Origin of the sequence: Streptomyces sp. NPDC007863 (genome assembly GCF_040633895.1) — a bacterium.
Classification (GTDB): Bacteria; Actinomycetota; Actinomycetes; order Streptomycetales; family Streptomycetaceae; genus Streptomyces.
On record NZ_JBEYEI010000021.1, the window covers coordinates 23,198 to 42,935 of the forward strand.

Annotated in this window: 15 protein-coding genes; all 15 read right to left on the bottom strand. The window is 74.2% G+C overall.

The annotated features are described in order from the left end of the window. Window positions 1–301: 301 nt before the first annotated feature. The 15 genes from ABZ621_RS29290 to ABZ621_RS29360 all read right to left on the bottom strand — a co-directional run bounded on the left by ABZ621_RS29290 (window position 302) and on the right by ABZ621_RS29360 (window position 19,356). Window positions 302–1,558: an ATP-grasp domain-containing protein gene (locus tag ABZ621_RS29290; RefSeq protein ID WP_360609439.1), complete on the bottom strand. Its 1,257-nt coding sequence runs from the start codon at window positions 1,556–1,558 to the stop codon at window positions 302–304. Window positions 1,559–1,643: 85 nt separating this feature from the next. Beyond that, window positions 1,644–2,873, bottom strand: coding sequence for a hypothetical protein (locus ABZ621_RS29295; RefSeq protein ID WP_360609440.1), 1,230 nt, complete (start codon window positions 2,871–2,873; stop codon window positions 1,644–1,646). A 3-nt stretch (window positions 2,874–2,876) separates the two neighbouring features. Next, the gene (locus tag ABZ621_RS29300) at window positions 2,877–3,377 is read right to left on the bottom strand and encodes a flavin reductase family protein (protein ID WP_360609441.1); all 501 of its coding nucleotides are present in this window, start codon (window positions 3,375–3,377) and stop codon (window positions 2,877–2,879) included. After that, entirely contained in the window at window positions 3,374–4,789 is a 1,416-nt protein-coding gene (locus tag ABZ621_RS29305; protein WP_360609442.1) for an NtaA/DmoA family FMN-dependent monooxygenase, read from the bottom strand. The genes ABZ621_RS29300 and ABZ621_RS29305 overlap by 4 nt, the downstream gene beginning before the upstream one ends. A gap of 65 nt (window positions 4,790–4,854) precedes the next feature. Further along, window positions 4,855–5,814, bottom strand: coding sequence for a D-2-hydroxyacid dehydrogenase family protein (locus ABZ621_RS29310; protein ID WP_360609443.1), 960 nt, complete (start codon window positions 5,812–5,814; stop codon window positions 4,855–4,857). 1 nt (window position 5,815) lies between these two features. Further along, the gene (locus ABZ621_RS29315; RefSeq protein ID WP_360609444.1) at window positions 5,816–6,823 is read right to left on the bottom strand and encodes a dipeptide epimerase; all 1,008 of its coding nucleotides are present in this window, start codon (window positions 6,821–6,823) and stop codon (window positions 5,816–5,818) included. Beyond that, window positions 6,820–8,196 (bottom strand): DUF6025 family protein, encoded by a 1,377-nt coding sequence (locus ABZ621_RS29320; protein ID WP_360609445.1) that lies wholly within the window; start codon window positions 8,194–8,196, stop codon window positions 6,820–6,822. The genes ABZ621_RS29315 and ABZ621_RS29320 overlap by 4 nt, the downstream gene beginning before the upstream one ends. Then, the gene (gene acnA, locus ABZ621_RS29325) at window positions 8,193–10,751 is read right to left on the bottom strand and encodes an aconitate hydratase AcnA (protein WP_360609446.1); all 2,559 of its coding nucleotides are present in this window, start codon (window positions 10,749–10,751) and stop codon (window positions 8,193–8,195) included. Before acnA ends, ABZ621_RS29320 begins: the two co-directional genes overlap by 4 nt. After that, a complete protein-coding gene (locus ABZ621_RS29330; protein WP_360609447.1) occupies window positions 10,748–12,157 on the bottom strand; it encodes a citrate/2-methylcitrate synthase in 1,410 nt (469 codons plus the stop codon). Before ABZ621_RS29330 ends, acnA begins: the two co-directional genes overlap by 4 nt. Window positions 12,158–12,212: 55 nt before the next feature. Next, entirely contained in the window at window positions 12,213–13,775 is a 1,563-nt protein-coding gene (locus ABZ621_RS29335; protein WP_360609448.1) for an amino acid adenylation domain-containing protein, read from the bottom strand. Between the two features lie 169 nt (window positions 13,776–13,944). Beyond that, complete coding sequence (locus ABZ621_RS29340; protein ID WP_360609449.1) at window positions 13,945–15,174, bottom strand: MFS transporter; 1,230 nt, start codon at window positions 15,172–15,174, stop codon at window positions 13,945–13,947. 72 nt (window positions 15,175–15,246) lie between these two features. Beyond that, window positions 15,247–15,924 (bottom strand): response regulator, encoded by a 678-nt coding sequence (locus ABZ621_RS29345; protein WP_360609450.1) that lies wholly within the window; start codon window positions 15,922–15,924, stop codon window positions 15,247–15,249. Further along, window positions 15,921–16,712 (bottom strand): ATP-binding protein, encoded by a 792-nt coding sequence (locus tag ABZ621_RS29350; RefSeq protein ID WP_360609451.1) that lies wholly within the window; start codon window positions 16,710–16,712, stop codon window positions 15,921–15,923. The genes ABZ621_RS29345 and ABZ621_RS29350 overlap by 4 nt, the downstream gene beginning before the upstream one ends. A gap of 97 nt (window positions 16,713–16,809) precedes the next feature. Further along, a complete protein-coding gene (gene lepB / locus ABZ621_RS29355) occupies window positions 16,810–17,544 on the bottom strand; it encodes a signal peptidase I (RefSeq protein ID WP_360609452.1) in 735 nt (244 codons plus the stop codon). 123 nt (window positions 17,545–17,667) lie between these two features. Next, window positions 17,668–19,356 carry an MFS transporter gene (locus ABZ621_RS29360; RefSeq protein ID WP_360609563.1) on the bottom strand — a complete coding sequence of 563 codons (1,689 nt, stop codon included), beginning with the start codon at window positions 19,354–19,356 and terminating at the stop codon, window positions 17,668–17,670. Window positions 19,357–19,738: the final 382 nt, after the last annotated feature.

Sequence of the window (19,738 nt, forward strand, 5' to 3'; positions counted from 1 at the left end):
TTGCTTAGCTAAGCTCCCTGCAGATGCAACCATGATTGTTCTTCTTTGATCGGTTCAGCTGTCCGCGGAAATGAAGAGGCCTCGAAGAAGCGCGCCTTGATCAGCTCAGGTCATGACGGTCACTCTGGCGTGTCTGGCTGCATGGACTGCTCGTGGACCATCTCGGCGCTGGGCGGCGACCGCGGGGCCCCGACCTGGCGGGTGTCGCAGGTTCGAATCCTGCCGGGGGCACACGGCGTGAGGACCCCTACCGGGAACGGTAGGGGTCCTCGTCGTTTTCCCCGGGGGGGGATCCGGGCGGTCAGACGGCCTGGGTTCGGTGGGGGGTGGTCCTCAGGGTGAATTCGAGGTGCTCGGCGGCGGCTCGTGCCGCGTTCACCGCTTCCTCGGGGGTGGCCGCCACCGCTCGGGCGAAGGCGACGCGGGAGGCGGAGGAGGTCAGGCCGGCGATCCTGGTGCCCGGCTTGGCGAGGAGGGTGACCTCCGTGACGCCGGGGAGGGAGCGGGCCTCGTCGAGGCGGGAGACGTGGTCGAGGACGCCGGTGGTCTCCAGGGCGGCGAACCAGACGGCCGAGCAGCGGGGCGGACGGGGCTCGGCCAGGGTGGTGCGGACGGACGGCAGGACGCTCCGGCCGAGGGTCTGGCGGGTCGCGCAGTCGTCGATGTCGACGCCGGTGGCGTCGCGGACGAGGGCGGGGATCTCGTCGCCGCCCATGCGGACGTGCGTCTCGATCAGCCGGGGGCCCTTCTCCGTGAGGCAGATCTCCGAGTGGGTCGGGCCGAACTCCACGCCGAGGGCGTCGAGTACGGCGCCCACGTAGGCGTGGATCCGGTCGCGGACCTCGTCGGCGAGCGGCGCCGGGGTGACGTGGCCGAGTTCGACGAAGGTGGCCGGGTCGGAGAACTTCGCGGTGATCGCGACGACCTGGTGCTCGCCCGCCTCCGTGACGGCCTCGACGCTGAACTGCGGCCCGTCGAGGAACTCCTCGACGAGGACGCCCGCGTTCGGCAGGTCCCCGTAGCTGCCGTCGGCGCGGGCGAAGGCCTCGGCCAGTCCACCCTCGTCGGTCACCTTCGTGATGCCGGCGCTGCCCGAGTTCGAGACCGGCTTCACCACGCACGGCAGGCCGTGGTGGAGGACGAAGGCGCGCAGTTCGTCGACGTCCGCCACGCGGGCGCCTGCCGTGCTGTCGACGCCCGCCTCGGTCAGGCGGGCCCTCATCGCGTGCTTGTCGTGCACCAGGTGGACCGTCTCCGGGCGGTGCGCCGTGAGTCCCAGCGCCTCGGCGATGAGGGCGTAGTGGTTCTGGTTGCGCTCGCCGAAGGTGCCGATCCGGGTGAAGGGGTCCCGGGCGTGGACGGCCACCGCCAGGTCGACCCACTCCTGCTCCGGGGCGTCGTCCCGGAGGCCCAGGACGCGGGCGTTGTCGCCGGGGGCGCGGACCCGGCCGACGGAGTCGAGGCGGCAGAACACCGTGGTGCGGGCGCCCGGGTGGGCGGCGCGGATGCGGGCGGGGAAGTCGCGGCCGGTGCCGACGATCAGGACGTGCTCGGACAAGGCTGCTTGTCCCTTCCTTGTGGGAGGAGAGCGGGAGGCGGAGGGGGAACCGGGAGGGGGACGGGGGGAGGGGTTGCCCCGTCGGTTACTCCCAGACGGTGTGGGTGTTCCACCACTCCGTGGCTTCGGCCAGGCGGGACTCCACGGCCTCCGTGGTGTCGGCCTCGACGAAGACGTTGGCCACCGCGTCGGCGGCCGACTCCACGCCCCGGCACAGCGTCCCGGCCTCGCGCATGAGGGTCAGCTCCACGCCGGGGACCGGGCACGGCACGGCCGGCGGGACGAAGGCGCCGTGGCCGGGCGAGAACAGGACGTGGCCGACGGCCCGGGCCGGGGCGGCCGGCTGGGCGGTGAGGGTGAGCGGGAGCCCGCACTGCGCCCGGAGCCCTTCGCGCGCCAGGTGGACGCCGAAGGCCCTGGTGTACTGCTCCGCGATGAGCCCGCCGCCGGCGCGGCTGGCGATCTCGCAGAGCACGGGGACGCCGTCCGGGCCGACCCACGCCTCCAGGTGGAAGGCGAGGGGGTGCGGCGCCGGGGGCAGGGCGGCGGCGACGTCGGCGGCCAGCCGCTGGAGGGCGTGGGTGACGGCGTCGTCCGGGGCGAGCAGGACGCTGCCGGTGTGGAGGTCCTCGCTGACGCGCTCGGCGAGGCCGCCGGAGTAGCGGGAGGGCCAGGAGTGGACGATCCGGCCGTCGCGCATGATGCCGTCCACGTGGTGGAAGTCGCCGTGGGCGACGCTCTCCGCCATCCACTGGCCGGGCAGGTACGGCACCTCGGAGCCGCGTTCGCGGGCGAAGAAGGCCGTGACGTCCGCGGGCTCGCGCAGGAACGCCACCCCCTCGGCGCCGGCGCCGGAGCGCGGCTTGACGACGACGGGCAGGCCGTGGGCGTCGACGAAGTCGAGGAGGTCCCGCGGGCTGTCCACGGCGGCGAAGTCCGGGACCCGGACGCCCGCGGCCCGGGCGAGCTCCTTCATGACGACCTTGTCGCGGTAGGCGGTGGCCGAGGCGACGTCCTGTCCGGGCAGGCCGAGCCTGCCCCGGAGCCGGGCCGCCCGCAGCACGTCGCTCTCGCTGGTGCTGGCCACCAGGTCCGCCCCGTACGCGCGGGCGGCCTCCTCCGCGATCTCCTCGGTCGCCCAGCCGTGGTAGTCGTCGACCAGCCGGTGGCGGGGGAAGGAGGCGGCGAGGACGTCCTCGGCGCCGGCGACCGCCTTGGGCGTGGTGATCAGGACGGCGTCCTCGGGACGGTCGAGCCACTCCTGGAGCGGCCGGCCGGTGAGCGGCTGGCGCGAGAACAACAGAACGGTGGGCATGTGTCAGGTCCTTGCTGGAAGAGGAGTCGTGACCGGCTGCAGGTCCCCGTGGCGGTGGACGAGGCCGTCCCCCCGCTCGCCGTGCTCGGCCCGCTCGACGGCGCCCACCAGCAGGTGGTGGTCGCCCAGGCGCACGGTGCTGTGGCGCGAGCACAGCAGGCGGCCCAGGCAGCCCGCCAGGTACGGCACGCCGTGCGGGCCGGGGTGCCAGGCGGTCGGCGGGGCGAAGCGGTCGGTGCCCGGGGTGGCGAAGCGGACGGCCGTGTCCGCCTGGTCGGCGCCGAGCAGGTGGATCGCGAAGTGCTCGCTGTGCGCCATCTTCCGCCAGGTGGTGGAGGTGTCGGCGAGGGCGACGGCGACGAGGGCGGGTGCGGCGCTGATCGAGGTGAAGGAGGTGACGGTCACTCCCACCGGGACTCCGCCCGGCCCGGCGGCGGTCAGGACCGTGACCCCCGACGGGTGGGCGCGCAGGACGGAACGCAGCGCCGTCGCGTCGACGGTCATACCGCGCCCGCCGGGGCCGGGGAGGAACCCGCCGGGGCCGGGGAGGAATCCGCCGGTGCCGGGGCGGAGCCGGCCGCCACCGGCGGGAAGGCCGGCCTCGGCAGGCCCAGGTTCTCCCGGAGCGTGGTGCCCTCGTAGCGGGTACGGACCAGGCCGCGGCGCTGCAGTTCGGGGACGAGGAGGTCGACGATGGCGTCGAGGCCGCCCGGGTGGTAGTCCGGCATGATGTTGAAGCCGTCGGCGGCCTCGTTGACGAACCAGTCCTCCAGCTCGTCGGCGATGCTCTCCGGGGTGCCGAGCAGGAAGCGGTGGCCGCGTCCGGCGGCGACCGCCAGGTAGAGCTCGCGGATGGTCAGGCCCTGCCTGCGGGCCTGCTCGTAGATGACCTGCTGCTTGCTGGTGCTGCCCTCGATGGCGGGCAGTTCGGGCAGGGGGCCGTCCAGCGGGAGTCCGCCGAGGTCGACGTTGCCGAGCTGGTACGAGAGCATCCCGAGGCCGACGACCGGGTCGACGAGGGACTGGAGGGTCGCGTACTTGTCCTCGGCCTCCGTCAGGGTGCGGCCCACCACGATGAAGGCGCCCGGCAGGATCTTGACGTGGTCGGGGTCGCGGCTGTGGTCCGCTATCTGCTTCTTCAGGCCGCGGTAGTAGACCTGTGCCTGGTCCAGGGTCTGCTGGACGGTGAAGACGACCTCCGCCCACCGGGCGGCGAAGTCCTGGCCGTCCGGGGAGGAGCCGGCCTGGACGATGACGGGGTGGCCCTGCGGCGGGCGGGCGACGTTCAGCGGGCCCCGCACGGAGAAGTGCTCGCCCTTGTGCCCGAGGATGTGGAGCTTCTCCGGGTCGAAGAAGCGGCCGGACTCCTTGTCGTAGAGGAAGGCGTCGTCCTCCCAGCTGTCCCACAGGCCGGTGACGACCTCCATGAACTCCCGGGCGCGGTGGTAGCGGGCGGCGTGCTCGGGCTGCTTGTCCAGGTGGTAGTTGCGCGCCTCGGCGTCCGTCGCGGAGGTCACCACGTTCCAGCCCGAGCGGCCGGCGCTGAGGTGGTCGAGGGAGGCGAACTGCCGGGCCAGGGTGAAGGGTTCGTTGTAGGTGGTGGACGCGGTCGCGGTGAGGCCGATGTGCCGGGTGTGCACGGCGAGCGCGGACAGCAGGGTAAGCGGCTCGAAGTGGACCATGCGGCCCTGGCGGCTCAGCTCGTCGGCGTCCTTGTACCGGGTCCGCACCCCCGCCCCGTCGGACAGGAAGACCATGTCGAACATGCCGCGCTCGGCGGTCTGCACCAGGGAGCGGTAGTAGTCGAAGTCCAGGCCGCCGTCGGGGCGGGCCTCGGGGTGCCGCCAGGCGGCTATGTGGTGACCGGGCGCGGGAAGGAAGGCGCCGAGCTTCATCATGCGGCGGTGCGGACTCACCAGGGGTTCTCCACGGTCGGCAAAGCAGGGGCGGGTGGGGCGGACGGGACGGGAGGGAAGGGGTCTCAGCCGAGGAGGCGGACGGGCGCTCCCGCGAGGTACGCCTCGATGTCCTCGACGGCGTGCGTGTAGTAGGTGCGGTAGTTGTTCTGGGAGACGTAGCCCAGGTGGGGGGTGGCCAGGAGGCGGGGCGTGGTGCGCACCGGGTGGTCGGCGGGCAGCGGCTCGACGTCGTACACGTCCAGGCCGGCGCCGGCGATGCGGCCCTCGCGCAGGGCGTCCAGGAGGGCGTCCTGGTCGATCAGGCCGGCCCGGGAGGTGTTGACCAGGTACGCGGTCGGCTTCAGGAGCGCCAGTTCGGCGGGGCCGAGGAGGCCGCGGGTGCGGTCGCCGAGGACGAGGTGCAGGGAGACGAAGTCGCTGGTGGCGAGGAGTTCCTCCTTGGAGGCGGCCCGCCGGACGCCGACCTCGGCGGCCCGTTCGTCGGTGAGGTTCGGGCTCCAGGCCTGGACGTCCATGCCGAAGGCGAGGGCGACCTGGGCGACCCGGCTGCCGATCTTGCCGAGGCCGAGGAGGCCGAGGGTGCGGCCGTGGAGGTCGGCGCCGACGGTGGACTGCCAGGGGCCGCCGGTGCGCAGCGCGTCGTTCTCGGTGACGATGCCGCGGGCCAGGCCGAGGAGGAGGGCCCAGGTCAGTTCGACGGGCGGGGTGGAGGTGCTGGCGGTGCCGCAGACGGTGACGCCGTTGCGGGCGGCGGCCTCGTAGTCGATGACGCTGTTGCGCATGCCGGAGGCGATGAGGAGGCGCAGGCGGGGCAGCCGGTCGAGGAGGGAGGCGGGGAAGACGACGCGTTCGCGCAGGGTCACGACGATGTCGAAGTCGGCCAGGGCGGCGGCGAGTTCGTCCTCGGTGGCGAAGTGTTCGGGGAAGCTGACGACCTCCACCCGGTCCTTGAGGGGGCTCCAGTCGGCGGCGGTGGTGGCCACCTGCTGGAAGTCGTCGAGTACGGCGCAGCGAAGGCTCATGTCAGTCCTTGTCCCAGGTGATCGGGGTCGGATGGAGGGTAGCGGCGCCGATGCCCGGGCCGGTGGGAAGGGCGAGGGTGCCGTCGTCGACGCGTACCCCGGTGTAGGGGTCGTCGCGCAGGCCCACGGCGCCGTCCAGGTCGAGGTGGTCGGCGAGCGGCGCGAGCTGGGCCATGGCGGAGACACCGAGGGCGCTCTCGACCTTGCAGCCGAGCATGGTCCGCAGGCCGCAGGCGCGGGCCAGCAGGATCATGCGGTGGGCCTCGGCCAGGCCGCCGCAGGTGACGAGCTTGATGTTGACGCCGCTGACGTGTCCGCGCAGCCGCAGGACGTCGTCGGCCGTGGCGCAGTCCTCGTCGGCGAAGACGGGGACGGGCGAGCGCTCGTGGACGTGGCGCAGGTCGTCGGGGCGACCGGGGGCGACGGGCTGTTCGAGGAGTTCGACGTCGTGGCGGTGGAGTTCCTCGGCGACCCTGAGGGCCTGCTCGCGGTCCCAGGAGCCGTTGCCGTCGACGCGGATGCGGCCGGGGTAGACGGCGCGGAGGATCCCGGCGCGGCTGCCGTCGTCCTCCGGGGTGAGCTTCAGCTTGAGGACCGGCCAGTGGGCGAGCGCGCGGCCCCGGCGGACGAGTTCGTCGTCGGGGCAGGCGCCGATGGACAGGGCGGTGGGCGGTACGGGCAGGCCGTCGAGGCCGAGGAGGTGGCGCAGCGGGCGGCCGGTGGCCTTGCCGAGCAGGTCGTGCAGGGCCATGTCGACGGCCGACCGGGCCGCCGGGCCGATGCCGGGCAGCGCGTCGAGGGCGGCGCGCAGCCCGTACGGGGAGGCGCCGGCGAGCGCGGGCGCGCAGGCGTCGAGGTCGGCGGGGTCGGCGTCGCGGGCGGTGCCGAGGCCGCGCAGCCCTTCCCAGGCGAGTTCGACGACGCGCTGGCGCACCCGGGTGGTGACGCCGGTGTTGCTGACGAAGGGTTCGCGCAGGGCGATGACGATCTCGTGGTGGGTGAGCCTCATCCGAGGACCTCCTCGAACGCGGCGACCGCACCGCACGCCTGACGGAAGGTCAGCTGCCGGAAGCCGTCGGGTTCGACGGGGACGGCGGGCTCCCGCACGGTGCCGTCGGCCGGTACTCCGCTGCCGCCGGCGAACCGGCCGCGCAGGTACGGCGAGAGCTGCTCGGCGTGGCCGTCCAGCCAGCGCAGCGTCGTCTCGTGGGCGGCGGCCGGGCCGGCGGCCCGGAGCCGGGCGAAGAGGCCGGCCATCAGGTCGACGTCGCGGGGCGAGGTGCTGGGCGGGCAGAGCATGAAGGTCTGGGCGGGCAGCAGGACGAACGCCACCGGGCGGGCGGCCTCGAAGTGCTCGACCAGCGGGTCGGTGATGGCGCGCAGGGACCGCACGGTGGAGCGCCGGGTCAGGTAGCCGTGGCGCCGGGGCGGGCAGCCGGCCATGGCGCGCGCTCCCCAGTGCAGGTGGGTGATGAAGGGCCGCTCCGGGGGGCCGGGCGGGGCGTCGGGGTGGTGCGTGTCCAGGAGCGCGAAGAGGACGTTGGTGAGCTGGAGCGACATCACCGGCAGCAGCGGCGGCAGTCCGGGCAGCCGGGCGAAGAACGCGGCCGGGTCGACCAGCGCGTGGACGGTGACCATGACCGCCTCGGCCAGGGCGCGCGCCGACGGGTAGTACTGGTCCTCCAGGAGGTAGCCGGAGCCTTCCGGGCGCACCCGGCAGCGGGCCACCTCGCCGTCCGTGCGCACGGCCTGGCTGATCAGTTCGGCGAAGGCCTGGTTGCGGCCCTGGGCGGCGGCCTGCTCCAGGAGCAGGGTGAGCATGTCGGTGACGAGCTCGGCGCGGTCGGTCAGGGCGGTGGCCCAGTGCCGGAAGCGGTAGCCGGGCAGGGCCTCCATCCGCTGCCGGTGCAGGTCGACGAGGGGGACGAGCCGTCCGTCGACCTCGGCCTGCACCAGGGGGCAGAACAGCGGTGCGGAGCGGTCGCGGCGCACGAAGCGGGTGCCGTCCCAGGTGTGCAGCGGCAGGACGTGCCGCTTGCCCTGGTCGATGAGGGAGCCGGGCTGGTACGCCTCGTCGCCGCCCTCGGTGTCGGCCTCGGTGCGGGTGAAGCCGTAGATCAGCGGGTAGCCGTGGCCGCCGCCGCAGATGGCGGTGTTGAAGTCCATCGGCCCGGCGCGGCCGGCCGCGATGTCCTCCCAGTTGCCCAGGTGGCCGGTGCGCGGCGGCAGCAGCGACGGGTCCTCGGCGAGGGCGTCGAGGAGGGTGCCGACGGGCAGGTCGTGGGTGCCGGCGTGGACGGGGACGAAGGTCTTGGCGCCCGCGGTGAGGGCGTCGGCGTCGACCGCGGTGCGCAGGCCCAGGGTGTCGAGGATGTGCGTCACGCGGTGGCCTCCGGTCGGGCGCCCATGGTCCGCAGCAGGTAGGGCAGGGTGCCGCCGGCCAGCAGGACGTCCCATTCGCCGGCCGACCGCACGTCCGCCCGTACGGCGAAGGCGGTGCCGTCGGCGGTGACGTGGGCCTCGCCGCTCTCGCGCACCCGCGACAGGTCGATGCCGAACTCCTCGCGGCCGGTCAGGCCGAGGTCGCGCCAGCTCCGCCCGGCGGGCAGGAGCAGCGGCAGGATGCCCATGGCGCACAGGTTGGCCCGGTGGATGCGCTCGAAGTCCTCGGCGAGGACCGCGCGGACGCCGAGCAGCCAGGGTCCCTTGGCGGCCCAGTCGCGGGACGAGCCCATGCCGTAGCCGCGCCCCGCCAGGACGATCAGGGGGGTGCCGCTGTCGGCGTAGCGCCGGGCGGCGTCGTAGACGGGCAGCCGCTCGCCGCCGGGCAGGTGCAGGGTGGTGCCGCCGCTGTCGCCGTCGCCGACCAGCAGGTTGCGCAGGCGCGGGTTGCTGAACGTGCCGCGGGCCATCACCTCGTGGTTGCCGCGCCGGGAGCCGTACGAGTTGAAGTCGCGTACGCCCCGCTCCCGCAGGTACGCGCCGGCCGGGGAGGCGGCCGGGACGGCGCCGACGGGAGAGATGTGGTCGGTGCTGACGTGGTCGCCGAGGGCCACCAGGGCGCGGGCCCCGGCCAGGACGGGAAGCCCGCCCTCGGAGTCCGCGTAGGCGGGCGGGCGGATGTAGGTGGAGGCGTCGTCCCACGCGTACACCTCGCCGGCGGGGGCGGTGATCGCCTCCCACGCGGGCTGCGGCGCGGTGTCGGCGGCGAACACCTCGGGGGTGACGTACCGCTCCTCCAGCTCGCGCAGTTCGGCGGCGTGCGGCCACAGGTCCCGCAGGTGGACGGGGACGCCGTCGCGGTCGACGCCCAGCGGCCGGCTCTCCAGGTCCGTGCGGACGTCGCCGACCAGGGCGAGCGCCACGACCAGGGCGGGCGAGGCGAGGTAGCCGGCGCGGACCTGGCCGTGGACCCGGGAGGCGAAGTTGCGGTTGCCGCTGAGGACGGCGGCCACCGTCAGGTCCCCGCGGTCGACGGCCTCGCCGACGCCCTCGTTGAGGGGCCCGCTGCCGCCGTTGCAGGTCATGCAGCCGTATCCGGCGACGTGGAAGCCGAGGGTCTCCAGGCCGGTGAGGAGCCCGGCGTCGGCCAGGTAGCGGGTGACCGCCCGGGAGCCGGGCGACAGGCTGGTCTTGACGTGGGCGGGCACCCGCAGGCCCCGCTCGGCGGCGCGCTTCGCGAGCAGGCCCGCGGCGAGCATCGCCTTGGGGTTGGAGGTGCTGGTGCAGGAGGTGATGGCGGCGATGACGAGGTCGCCGTCCTGCACACCGCCCTCGCTCCGCGGCCCCTCCGGGAGGAGCGCGGCCAGCGAACCGGGCAGTTCGCCCAGGGAGATGCGCTGGTCGGGGCGGCTGGGGCCGGCGAGTCCCGGGCCCACCTCGCTCAGGTCGAAGACGACGGTCCGCCCGAAGGCGGGCTCGGCGGCGGCCCGGAGCAGGCGCTGCTCCCGGCAGTACTCCCGTACGCGGGACACCGCCGGCTCGTCGCGGCCGGTGCGCCGCAGATAGTCGAGGGTCTCCTCGTCGACCGGGAAGAACGCCGACATGGCGCCGTATTCGGGGGCCATGTTGGCCACGGTGCAGCGGTCGGGCGCGGAGAGTTCGTCGACGCCGGGGCCGGTGAACTCCACCATCAGGCCCTGGACGTTCTCCTCGCGCAGCCGCCGGGTCAGCGCCAGGACGACGTCGGTGGGCGAGGTCCCGGGGCTGAGGGCGCCGGTCAGCCGCACCCCCACGATCGCCGGGATGCGGATGGCCTGCGCCAGGCCCAGCATCTGCGCCTCGGCCTCCAGGCCGCCGACGCCCCAGCCGAGCACGCCCAGGCCGTTGACCATGGTGGTGTGGCTGTCGGTGCCCAGGACGGTGTCGGGCACGAGGGAGCCGTCGGGGCCCTCTGTGACGACGGTGGCCAGCTGCTCCAGGTTGACCTGGTGGACGATGCCGCGGCCCGGCGGGATCACCCGCACCCCGTCGAAGACGCCCTCGGCCCACTTCAGGAAGGCGTAGCGCTCGCGGTTGCGGTCCATCTCCAGGGCCTCGTTCAGGCCCAGGGCGTCCGGGCGGCCCGCCCAGTCGGTCTGCACCGAGTGGTCGACGACCACGTCGACGGGGAGGGCGGGGTTGACCCGGCCCGGCTCGGCGACCCGGTCGCGGAGCACGGCCAGGTCGACCAGGAGCGGGATGCCGGTGTAGTCCTGCACCAGGATGCGGGCGGGGCGGAACGGCATCTCCAGGGCCGGGTCCTCGCCGAGCGCCAGGCGCTTGCCCAGGAGCGCGGCCCGCGCGGGGTCCCCGGCGCGCAGCAGCGATTCCAGCAGGACGCGGCCCGTGTAGGGGACGGCGTCGAGGTCGAAGCCGTGCCCGGCGGCGAAGTCCGGCAGACGCACGGGCGCGGGGGACGGGTCGGAGACGGGGGACGGGTCGGACGCGGTGCTCATCGCGCGGCTCCCGAGGGGTAGGTGAGGCCGCGCGGGCCCGCGTAGGCGAGCAGCGGGCGGATGAGGACGTTGTTGGCGTGCTGTTCCAGCGCCTGGGCGACCCAGCCGGGCGTCCGTCCGACGACGAACAGGGCGACGGCCAGGTCGTCCGGCAGGCCGAGGAGGCGGTAGGAGAGGCCGGCGTAGAGGTCGACGTTGGGGGCGACGCCGTGCCGCTGCCGGGGCAGCATCGCGGCGGCGACCGCGTCGAGGACGTCGAGGCCGGTGCGGTCGCCGCGCTCCTCGCTCAGCTCGACGACGCTGGCGCGCAGATGGCGCATGCGCGGGTCCTCGGTGCGGTAGACGCGGTGGCCGAAGCCCATGACGGGCTCGCCGCGGCTCTGCAGGGCGGCGACGTGCGCCTCGGCGTTCTCGGGGGTGCCGACCTCGTCGACGAGGGTGATGGCCCGTTCGGCGGCGCCGCCGTGCACCGAGCCGGAGAAGGCGGCGATGGCGGCGGTGAGCGCGGCGGTCATGTCGGCGCGGCAGCCGATGGCGACGCGGGCGGTGAACGCGGAGGCGTTGGAGCCGTGGTCGGCGTGGACGACGAAGCCCTTGTCGATGACGCGGACGGCGGCCGGGGTGGGCTCCTCGCCGAGGAGCACGGTGAGGAACGCCTCGGCGTGGCCGGCGTCCTCGCGGGGCCAGACCGGTTCGCGGCCGCTGCGGAAGGCGTGGTGCGCGGCCACGATCATCGGTATGCGGGCGATGAGTTCGATGCCGGCCTCGCGGGCCTCCGCGAGGCTCTCGTCGGTGCCCGCCGCCCGGCGGGGGGCGAACGCGCCGAGCGCCGAGACGCAGGTGCGCAGCGCCTCCATCGGATGGGCGTGCGCGAGGGAGCGGGCGAGGTCCAGGACCGGCGCGGGCAGGGTTCGGGCGGCGCGCAGCTGCTTGGTGAAGACCTCCAGGCCGGCCGCGTCGGGGAGGTCGCCGTGGACCAGCAGGTGGGCGACCTCCTCGAAGGAGGCGTGCTCGGCGAGGTCGTGGATGCTGTAGCCCCGGTACTCCAGGATGCCCTCGGCGCCGTCGATGTGGGTGACGGCGGAGTGGTCGAAGGTGACGCCCTCCAGACCCCGGTGGACGGTGACGCCGGCCGCGGGGGCGCCCGCGGCACCGGAGTCCGTACGGGCCCCGGCGGCAGCGGGCTCGCCCAGGCCGTCGGCGAAGGCGCGCACCGCGTCGAGGGTGCGCAGCTCCAGCATGAGGTCGTCGTCGACCTCGACGCCGTACTCCTGCTCCAGGGCGACCATCAGCGCGACGTGGCCGAGCGAGTCCCACTCGCGGACGGACTGGTAGGCGAGATCGGCGGTGAGGCGGTCCTCGGTGATGCCCAGGGTGCGGGCGACGAGCTGGTCGACTGTGCTCACGATGGGCTCTCTTCGGTGGTCGCGGGTCGGAGGTCGCGGGGTAAGGGGGCGGTGCTCACAGGCCGGCCCGGAGGAGGTCGCGCAGCGCGCCCCGGTCGGTCTTGCCGTTGCCGTTGAGGGGCATCTCGGCCAGCACGTGGATCCGGGAGGGCGTCATGTAGGGGGGCAGCGCGGCCTCGCAGGCGGCGGTGAGGGCCGCGGGGTCGGCGTCGCCGCAGACGACGGCGGTCACGGTGTGGGCGTCGGGCCACTGCAGGGCGACCGCCTCCACGGCGCCGGCCCGCCGCAGGACGGCCTCGATCTCGCCCAGTTCGACGCGGTAGCCGCCGATCTTGACCTGCTGGTCGTTGCGGCCCAGGTGGACGTAGGCGTCGCCCTGCAGCCGCACCAGGTCGCCGGTGCGGTAGTAGGTGCGGCCCTCGTGCGGGAAGAACCGCTCGGCGGTGAGTTCGGGCGCCCGCCAGTAGCCGGGGGCGGTCTGCGCGCCCGCCACGCACAGCTCCCCGGTCTCGCCGTCCGCGACCGGGGTGCCGTCCTCGCCGATCACCAGCGGGTGCAGGCCCGGGTAGGGGCGGCCGATCGGCACGTTGCCGTGGACGCAGGACGCGGGGCCGGTCACCGGGTCCCAGCGGTGCGCCGTGCAGGCGATGGTGAGCTCGGTGGGCCCGTACAGGTTCTCCACCACCGACCGCGGGGCGGCGGCCTGCCAGGCCTCGGCGGTCTCGCGGGGCAGCGCCTCGCCGCAGAAGAGGCTCCAGCGCAGCGTGGGCATCGTCCCGGGGAGGAGCTTGCCGCGCCGCCGCAGGACGGCGGCGACGGACGGCACGGAGAACCAGACGGTGATCCCGTTGCGCTCCAGGTACTTGAACGGGGACAGCAGCTCGATGGGGTCCATCGAGCAGACCCGGGCGCCGTTCTCCCAGGCCATGAAGAGGTCGAAGACCGACAGGTCGAAGGTCTGGTCGAAGGTCTGCGTCAGCCGGTCGTCGGGGGTGAGCCGGTAGCGCTCCTGGTTGGCGTCGAGGAACGCGCGGACGTTGCCGTGGGTGACGGGCACGCCCTTGGGCGCGCCGGTGCTGCCCGAGGTGAACAGCAGATAGGCGAGGTCGTCGGGCGCGACCGGGGGCAGGTCCTCCAGCGGCGCGGCGGCGGCCAGGTCCCGGGCGTCCAGGACCCGGGCGCCGCCCAGGTCGCCGGCCTCGGCCCGCTCGGCGTCGGGGAGCATCACGACCGGCGTCCGCGGCAGCCCCCGCAGCAGCGCGGCGAGGCCGGGCAGGGAGCCGGCGTCCACGATGATCGCGTCGACGTCGGCGCGCTCCAGCATCGAGCGGGTCCGCTCGGCGGGGAACCTGCGGTTCAGCGGGACGAACGCGGCGCCCGCGCAGAGCGCGGCGGCGACTCCCAGGTAGGAGGCCTCGCTGCGGTGGGCGAAGACCGCGACCCGGGCGGGCCGGCCGCCGGTGGCCTCGACCAGCAGGGCGGCCCAGCGGCGCGCGGTGGTCGCGGCCTCGGCGTAGCCGATCTCCCGGCGCCCCAGGGTCAGCGCGGTGCGGTCCGGCTGGACGAGCGCGTGCCGGAGGAGGCCGGCGCCCAGGCGTACGTCCGTTGCTGTGGTCATGTCTGTCCGAACTCGTCGACGGCGGATTGGCTCGAAACTATCGACGGCTCGGGGGGCCGGTCCCGGTTGTGCGCGCTGCCGCGCTAAACACCCTTGACCGGGGAAAATCGCGTTCTGCTCGTTTCCCCCGCACGCGACGCGCGGACGGAAGGACCGCGCGGGCGGGCGCTCAGACGGTGGCGGCGTCCTTCGCCGGGGCCGCCGCGGCGGCCTTGCGGGCGCCGTGGGCGACGACGGCGGGGACGGCGGCGCCGAGGACGGCGTAGGCCACGGCCAGGACGACCCAGCCGACGGCGCCGTGCCCGATGATCAGCCAGGCGAGGACGGCGGGGGCGAACATCTTGCCGATGTCCTGGCCCATCTTGTACGTGCCCTGGTACTGGCCCTGCGCGTGGTCGGGCGCCAGGTCGAAGACGATGGTCCAGCTGCCCGCGGCCTGCCGGATCTCCCCGAGCGCGTGCAGCAGCGCGCCGACGGCGAGGAGCACCCCGGCCGCGACGGCCTCCGCGCCGTCGGTGAGGGCGAAGAGCAGGCAGGCGGCGGCCACGCAGCCGGCGCCCTGGAGGCTCGCGAAGGACGCCGACCTCGGGCCGTCGACGCCGCGCGCGGCGCGGGTCTGGAGGGCGACCACGAGGACGGTGTTCAGCAGGAGCAGGGCCGCGCTGGTCCAGCGCGGCGCGTCCGTGTGGTGGACGACCCACAGGGGCAGGACGAGGTCGAGCAGCAGGGCGTGGGTGGCGAGGGCGCCGTCGAGGACGGTGAACGCCAGGAACGGCGTGTCCCGCAGCACCTTGAAGGCCGCGCCCGGCGTGGCGGGCGCCGGCGGCACCGGCCGCTCCTTGAGCGTGAGCAGTCCCGTGATCAGGAAGCACACGGCGGTGAAGAGGACGGCGCCCTGGTAGCCGGCGCGTTCGTCCCACACGAGGACGAGGCCGGCGAGGCAGGCGCCGACCGCCAGGGTCGCGTTGACCGCGGCCCGGATGTACGCCATGACGTGGACCCGCTCCTCCCGGGGCACGTTGGCCGCGATCATCGCCTTGCGGGCGTTGTTGCCGGCCCGGTAGGCCAGCCCCTGCACGGAGGTGACGATCAGGTACGACCAGAAGCCCTGCGCCGCGACGAGGGCCGCGGTCAGCGGGGCCAGGGCGAGGAACGACCACAGCTGTACGGTGCGCGGTCCCGCGCGGTCGGCGAGGTGGCCCAGCGGGATGCTGGAGACCAGGACGAGGACGGCCGTGATGCCGAGGGCGATGCCCAGCTCGCCGGGTGACATGCCGACGACCGTCACCGCGTAGATGGCGCTCAGGGCCATCCACAGCCCCTGACCCAGGCTCATCACCATGGTGATGAACGTCAGCAGCCGGGTGGGGCCGGGCTCGGGGAGTATGCGGATCGGCACGGTCGGATTCCTGTCGCGTGGTCGGGTCGTGCGGAAGGGCGAGGCGTACGGAAGGGCGGGCGGACCGCCGCTTCACGCCCGGGAGTAGAGGTGCTCGGGCCGGCCGCTGGTGCCGTACTTGAGGGTGAGCCGCAGCCGCCCGCTGTCGGCGAGGTGCTTCAGGTACCGCTGGGCGGTGGAGCGGCTGATCCCCGTCAGCTCGGACACCTCCTGGGCGGCGAGTTCGCGCCCGGCGCCGTGCTCCTCGACCATGCGGGAGACGAGGTCCGCGGTGCGCTCGGAGAAGCCCTTGGGCAGGTCGCGGACGGCGTCCGGCGGGCAGGCGCCGCCGAGGGTCCGGTCGACGGCGTCCTGGTCCATCTCGGTGGCCTCGTCGAGCGCGGCGCGCGTCCGGGCGTACGACTCCAGGCGCTCGCGCAGGCTCTCCGGGGTGAAGGGTTTGACGAGGTAGTGCAGGACGCCGGCGCGGAGGGCCGCGCGGACCGACTCGGGTCTGCGGTCGGCGGTGACCATGAGGACGTCGACGTCCAGGTCGAGGCCGCGCAGGCGGCGGGTGACGGAGAGTCCGCTCTCGTTGGGGAGGTGCTGGTCGAGCAGGATGAGGTCGATGCCGCCGCGTTCGGCGGCCGCCAGGGCCGGGGCGGCGCTGTGGGCGATGCCCGCCACCCGGAAGCCGGGCGTCTCGGACACGTAGTGGGCGTTGATCCTCGCCACGTAGAAGTCGTCGTCGACGACGAGCACGTTGATCACCGGCCCTCCCCGGGCCGGCCGGACGGGCCCGCGTCGCCCTGGCCTGCCGTCCGCCGGCGGGCTCCCCTGCGCTGTTCGCCGACGCGCATGCGGACGGTGAAGACGGCGCCGCCGCCCCGCCGGGCCCGCACCTCGACGGAGCCGTCCCGCGCCTCGGCGACGGCGCGGACGAGCGCGAGGCCGATGCCCCGGGGGCGTTCGGGCGAGGCCGGTTTCGTCGAGGTGCCCCGCTCGAAGACCCAGCCGCGCAGACGGGGCGGCACGCCGGGCCCGTTGTCGTGCACGGAGAGGTCGACGGTGCCCCGGTCGTAGCGGAGCGCGAGCTCCACGCGGGGTTCCGGCCGGCCGCCGCCGGTGACGGCGTCCAGGGCGTTGTCGACGAGGTTGCCGAGGACGGCGCCGATCTCCCCCGCCCCCTCCAGGCCGTCGGGCAGTCCGGAGGCGGGACAGAGCCGGAGGTCCACGCCGCGTTCGGCGGCGGCTATGAGCCGGCCGACGACCTGGGCGCGGACCAGGGGGTCGCCGATCCGGCGGGTGATCGCCTCGACCGTGGCGAGCGGCACCCCGAGGGAGGCGGCGAAGTCGTCGGCCCGCTCCTCGGCGAACCGGGCGAGCACCTGGAGGCCCCTCAACGTGTGCAGCGCGTTGCGCCGTTCGTGCCGCCGCACCTCGGCGTCGACCAGATGACGGGCGCTCTGGAGACTGGCGAGCCAGGCGCGCTCCGCCGCCGTGGGAAGCGCGACGCGGGCCTGCAGAGCAGTCGCGTACAGCTGGCTGTGGTGGGTCATGACGGACTTTCCGTGGTCCTCGCACCGGTGAAGGTGAACCATTGGACCCGATCACGCCGAACACTTCAACGAATATGGCGTGAATAGATCACCTTGCTCAGTCCTTCGGTGTGAAGGCATCCGGGACCGGCAGGGTCGACCAGTGGGAGAGCGGCCAGGCCACCACGATGGCGCGGCCCACGACGTCGGTGAGGGGGACCATGCCGGCGTGCGGGTCGTCCTGGTGGTAGCGGGAGTCCTGGGAGGCCTGGCGGTGGTCGCCCATGACCCAGAGGTGGCCGGCGGGGACGGTCACCTTGAACCGGCCGCCCTCGTCGTCGCTGCACGGGGTGTTGCCCTCGTACACGTACGGCTCCGTGAGCGGGGTGCCGTTGAGTTCGAGCGGGCCGGTGCCGGTGCATTCGACGGTGTCGCCGGCCACGCCGATGACCCGCTTGATGAGGTGCTGTTCGCCGGCCGCGGGCATCAGACCGACGAAGCCGAGGGCCTTCTGGACGGTGCTCGGCGGCTTCATCTCGTGGCCGGCGAGCCAGTCGGCGGGGTCGCGGAAGACGACCACCTCGCCCCGGTCGGGCTCCGAGCCGAACCACGGGGTGAGCTTGTCGACGAGGACCCGGTCGTCCTCCTGGAGGGTGTTCTGCATGGAGCCCGAGGGGATCAGGAACGCCTGCACCAGGAAGGTCTTGATCAGGAAGGCGAGCCCCAGGGCGACCACGGCGAGGAGGGGGTACTCCAGCCACGGGGAGAGGGTGCGGCGCGGGCCCCTCCGGGGGGCCTCCTCGGGTTCCGGGGCCGGCCTCGGCTCCGTCGACACGTCCGTGCTGTCCGTCATGTCCGCCCGCCCCGATTCAGTTGGTTCCAGCCGCATGGGTCGACCCTAGGGCCCGTACCCCCCGCCGAGCAGTCCCCCGGCGGGTTCGCCCTCCTTACGGGTGACCCGCCCCGCGGCAGGGGGTCAGCGCAGTTCCTCCGGGCAGGCCGTGCCGCGCGGGAAGAGCTTGTACGGGGCCGCGAGGCGGTACGTGCCCGCCTTCGGGGCGACCAGTTCCGTCCACTCGTCGCCCTGCTCGTCCGGCTCGGCCTTCACCAGGCAGCCGTTCTCGTTGGCGAAGACCTTCGGGAGTTCCGTCTCGGACTCCTCCCGCGCCAGCTTGGACTCCTCCGTCTCCTGCGGGGGCTCCAGCTTGCCGCCGTTCTCGTCCATGAGCGCCAGCCACGGGGAGTAGGGGACGCGGATCTTCACCCGGGCCGGACGGTCCAGGTGGAGGACGACCTCGTTCTCGGCGGCGCGCTCGACCTGGGCCGGGGCGTCGGCGAGCGGGGTGGCGCCGGCCACCTCGTACAGCCGCCAGTTCGCGTCGGACCAGACCTGGTTCAGGTACGGCAGGCCCTCGCCGACCAGCTCGGCCTCCCGCTCGGCGCCCGAGTCGGGGGCGCCGGTCGGCAGGACGACGTACCGGACGGCCCAGCGGTGGAGCCACTCGCGGTAGTTCGAGGCGTTCAGCGTGTCGTCGTAGAAGAGCGGGTTGCGCTCCATGTCCGCCTGGCGGTTCCAGCCGCGCGCGAGGTTGATGTACGGGCTGAGCGCCGAGGACTCGCGGTGGCTCGACGCCGGGACGACCTCGACGCGCGCCTTGCGTGCCTCGCGCACCTGGAGCTGGTTGATCAGCGGCGCCACCTCGAAGGCCCAGGAGGCGTCCGGGCGGGTGCGGATCACGTCGTCGACGCCCTTGAAGCCGATCCAGAGGTTGAGGCCGAGGAAGGCGACGGCCAGCGCGTACCAGCGGCGCGACCGCGGGCGCGTGTACGGCAGCGCCGCGAGCAGCGCCACGCCCGCGAAGAGCATCGGGAGCCGCGAGATGTTCGACCCGATCTGGGAGTCGATCAGCCAGGTCAGGAAGGTGCCGACGGTGTAGCAGGCGGCGGCCGTGCGGACGGTGCGCCAGTCCCTCGGTACGAGGACGAGGACGAGGATCCCGAAGAGCAGCGGCAGCGACGTCGACCCGAAGGACATCGGCTGGGTGCCGGAGAAGGGGAAGAGCCAGGAGGAGACCGCGACGACCGCGACCGGGGCGAGGCCGATGGCGTACGCGCCCGGCCTCCGCTTGTTCAGGAAGAGCGCCGCCGCCACCACGCCGAGGAACAGGCCCGCGACCGGGCTGCACGCCGTCGCGAGCCCGGCGAGCGGCGCCGCGACCGCGGCCTTCGCCCACCGTTTGCGGCGCCAGCGGTGCGGCCAGCAGAAGACGGCGGCGACCGCGCCGAGCGCGAACATCATGCCGAGACCGAAGGTCACCCGGCCCGACAGCGCGTTGCAGAGGAAGGCGAAGACGCCCGCGAGCGAGCAGGCCATCGGGTTCCGGACGGCCGGCACCCGCACCAGGATCAGCGCGGTCAGGGCGGCCGAGAGCGTCCCCGCGATCATCATCGTGGTGCGGACGCCGAGCACCGACATCACGTACGGCGAGACCACGCTGTACGAGACCGGGTGCATGCCCCCGTACCAGGCGAGGTTGTACGCCGAGTCGGGGTGGCGGCCGACGAACTCGGCCCAGGCGTCCTGCGCCGCGAGGTCGCCGCCGCTGTTCGCGAACCAGAAGAACCAGAGGACGTGCAGCAGCGCGGCGACGCCCGTCGCCACCATCACGGGGTAGCGGCGCTTGCGGCGCCGTGGTGGCGTCGGAGCGGCGGGCACGGCCGGGGCCGGGGTCCGCTCGGGGGCGGAGCGCTGGTTCGGGAGCACTATTCGCGACGGTGAACCGTGGGTGGGGGGCGGGACGGTGCCGGAGGCCGGGGCGGCCTCCTGGGTGCCATCCTGCGCGACGGACGGCCCGGCGTCCTGCCCAGAGCGCGGCCGGGGGTCCGGACGCGTGGCGGTCCGGTCCGTGGCGGCCCCGTCCGGCGCGGCCTCGCCGCGGTCCGCGCGTGTCGGCTCGACGGTGGTCACTGCGGCCCTTTCCCGTGCTGCTTCCGTGCTGTCCCGTGCGGGTCGTCCCTCTCACGGGGGCGCGGCCGGCACCCCGAAG

Excerpts from the sequence above, each read along its gene's own strand:
- ABZ621_RS29295 (WP_360609440.1), bottom strand. The coding sequence starts at position 2,873 with ATGCCCACCGTTCTGTTGTTCTCGCGCCAGCCGCTCACCGGCCGGCCG.
- ABZ621_RS29300 (WP_360609441.1), bottom strand. The coding sequence starts at position 3,377 with ATGACCGTCGACGCGACGGCGCTGCGTTCCGTCCTGCGCGCCCACCCG.
- ABZ621_RS29310 (WP_360609443.1), bottom strand. The coding sequence starts at position 5,814 with ATGAGCCTTCGCTGCGCCGTACTCGACGACTTCCAGCAGGTGGCCACC.
- ABZ621_RS29315 (WP_360609444.1), bottom strand. The coding sequence starts at position 6,823 with ATGAGGCTCACCCACCACGAGATCGTCATCGCCCTGCGCGAACCCTTC.
- acnA (WP_360609446.1), bottom strand. The coding sequence starts at position 10,751 with ATGAGCACCGCGTCCGACCCGTCCCCCGTCTCCGACCCGTCCCCCGCG.
- ABZ621_RS29335 (WP_360609448.1), bottom strand. The coding sequence starts at position 13,775 with ATGACCACAGCAACGGACGTACGCCTGGGCGCCGGCCTCCTCCGGCAC.
- ABZ621_RS29350 (WP_360609451.1), bottom strand. The coding sequence starts at position 16,712 with ATGACCCACCACAGCCAGCTGTACGCGACTGCTCTGCAGGCCCGCGTC.
- lepB (WP_360609452.1), bottom strand. The coding sequence starts at position 17,544 with ATGACGGACAGCACGGACGTGTCGACGGAGCCGAGGCCGGCCCCGGAA.
- ABZ621_RS29360 (WP_360609563.1), bottom strand. The coding sequence starts at position 19,356 with ATGGTGGCGACGGGCGTCGCCGCGCTGCTGCACGTCCTCTGGTTCTTC.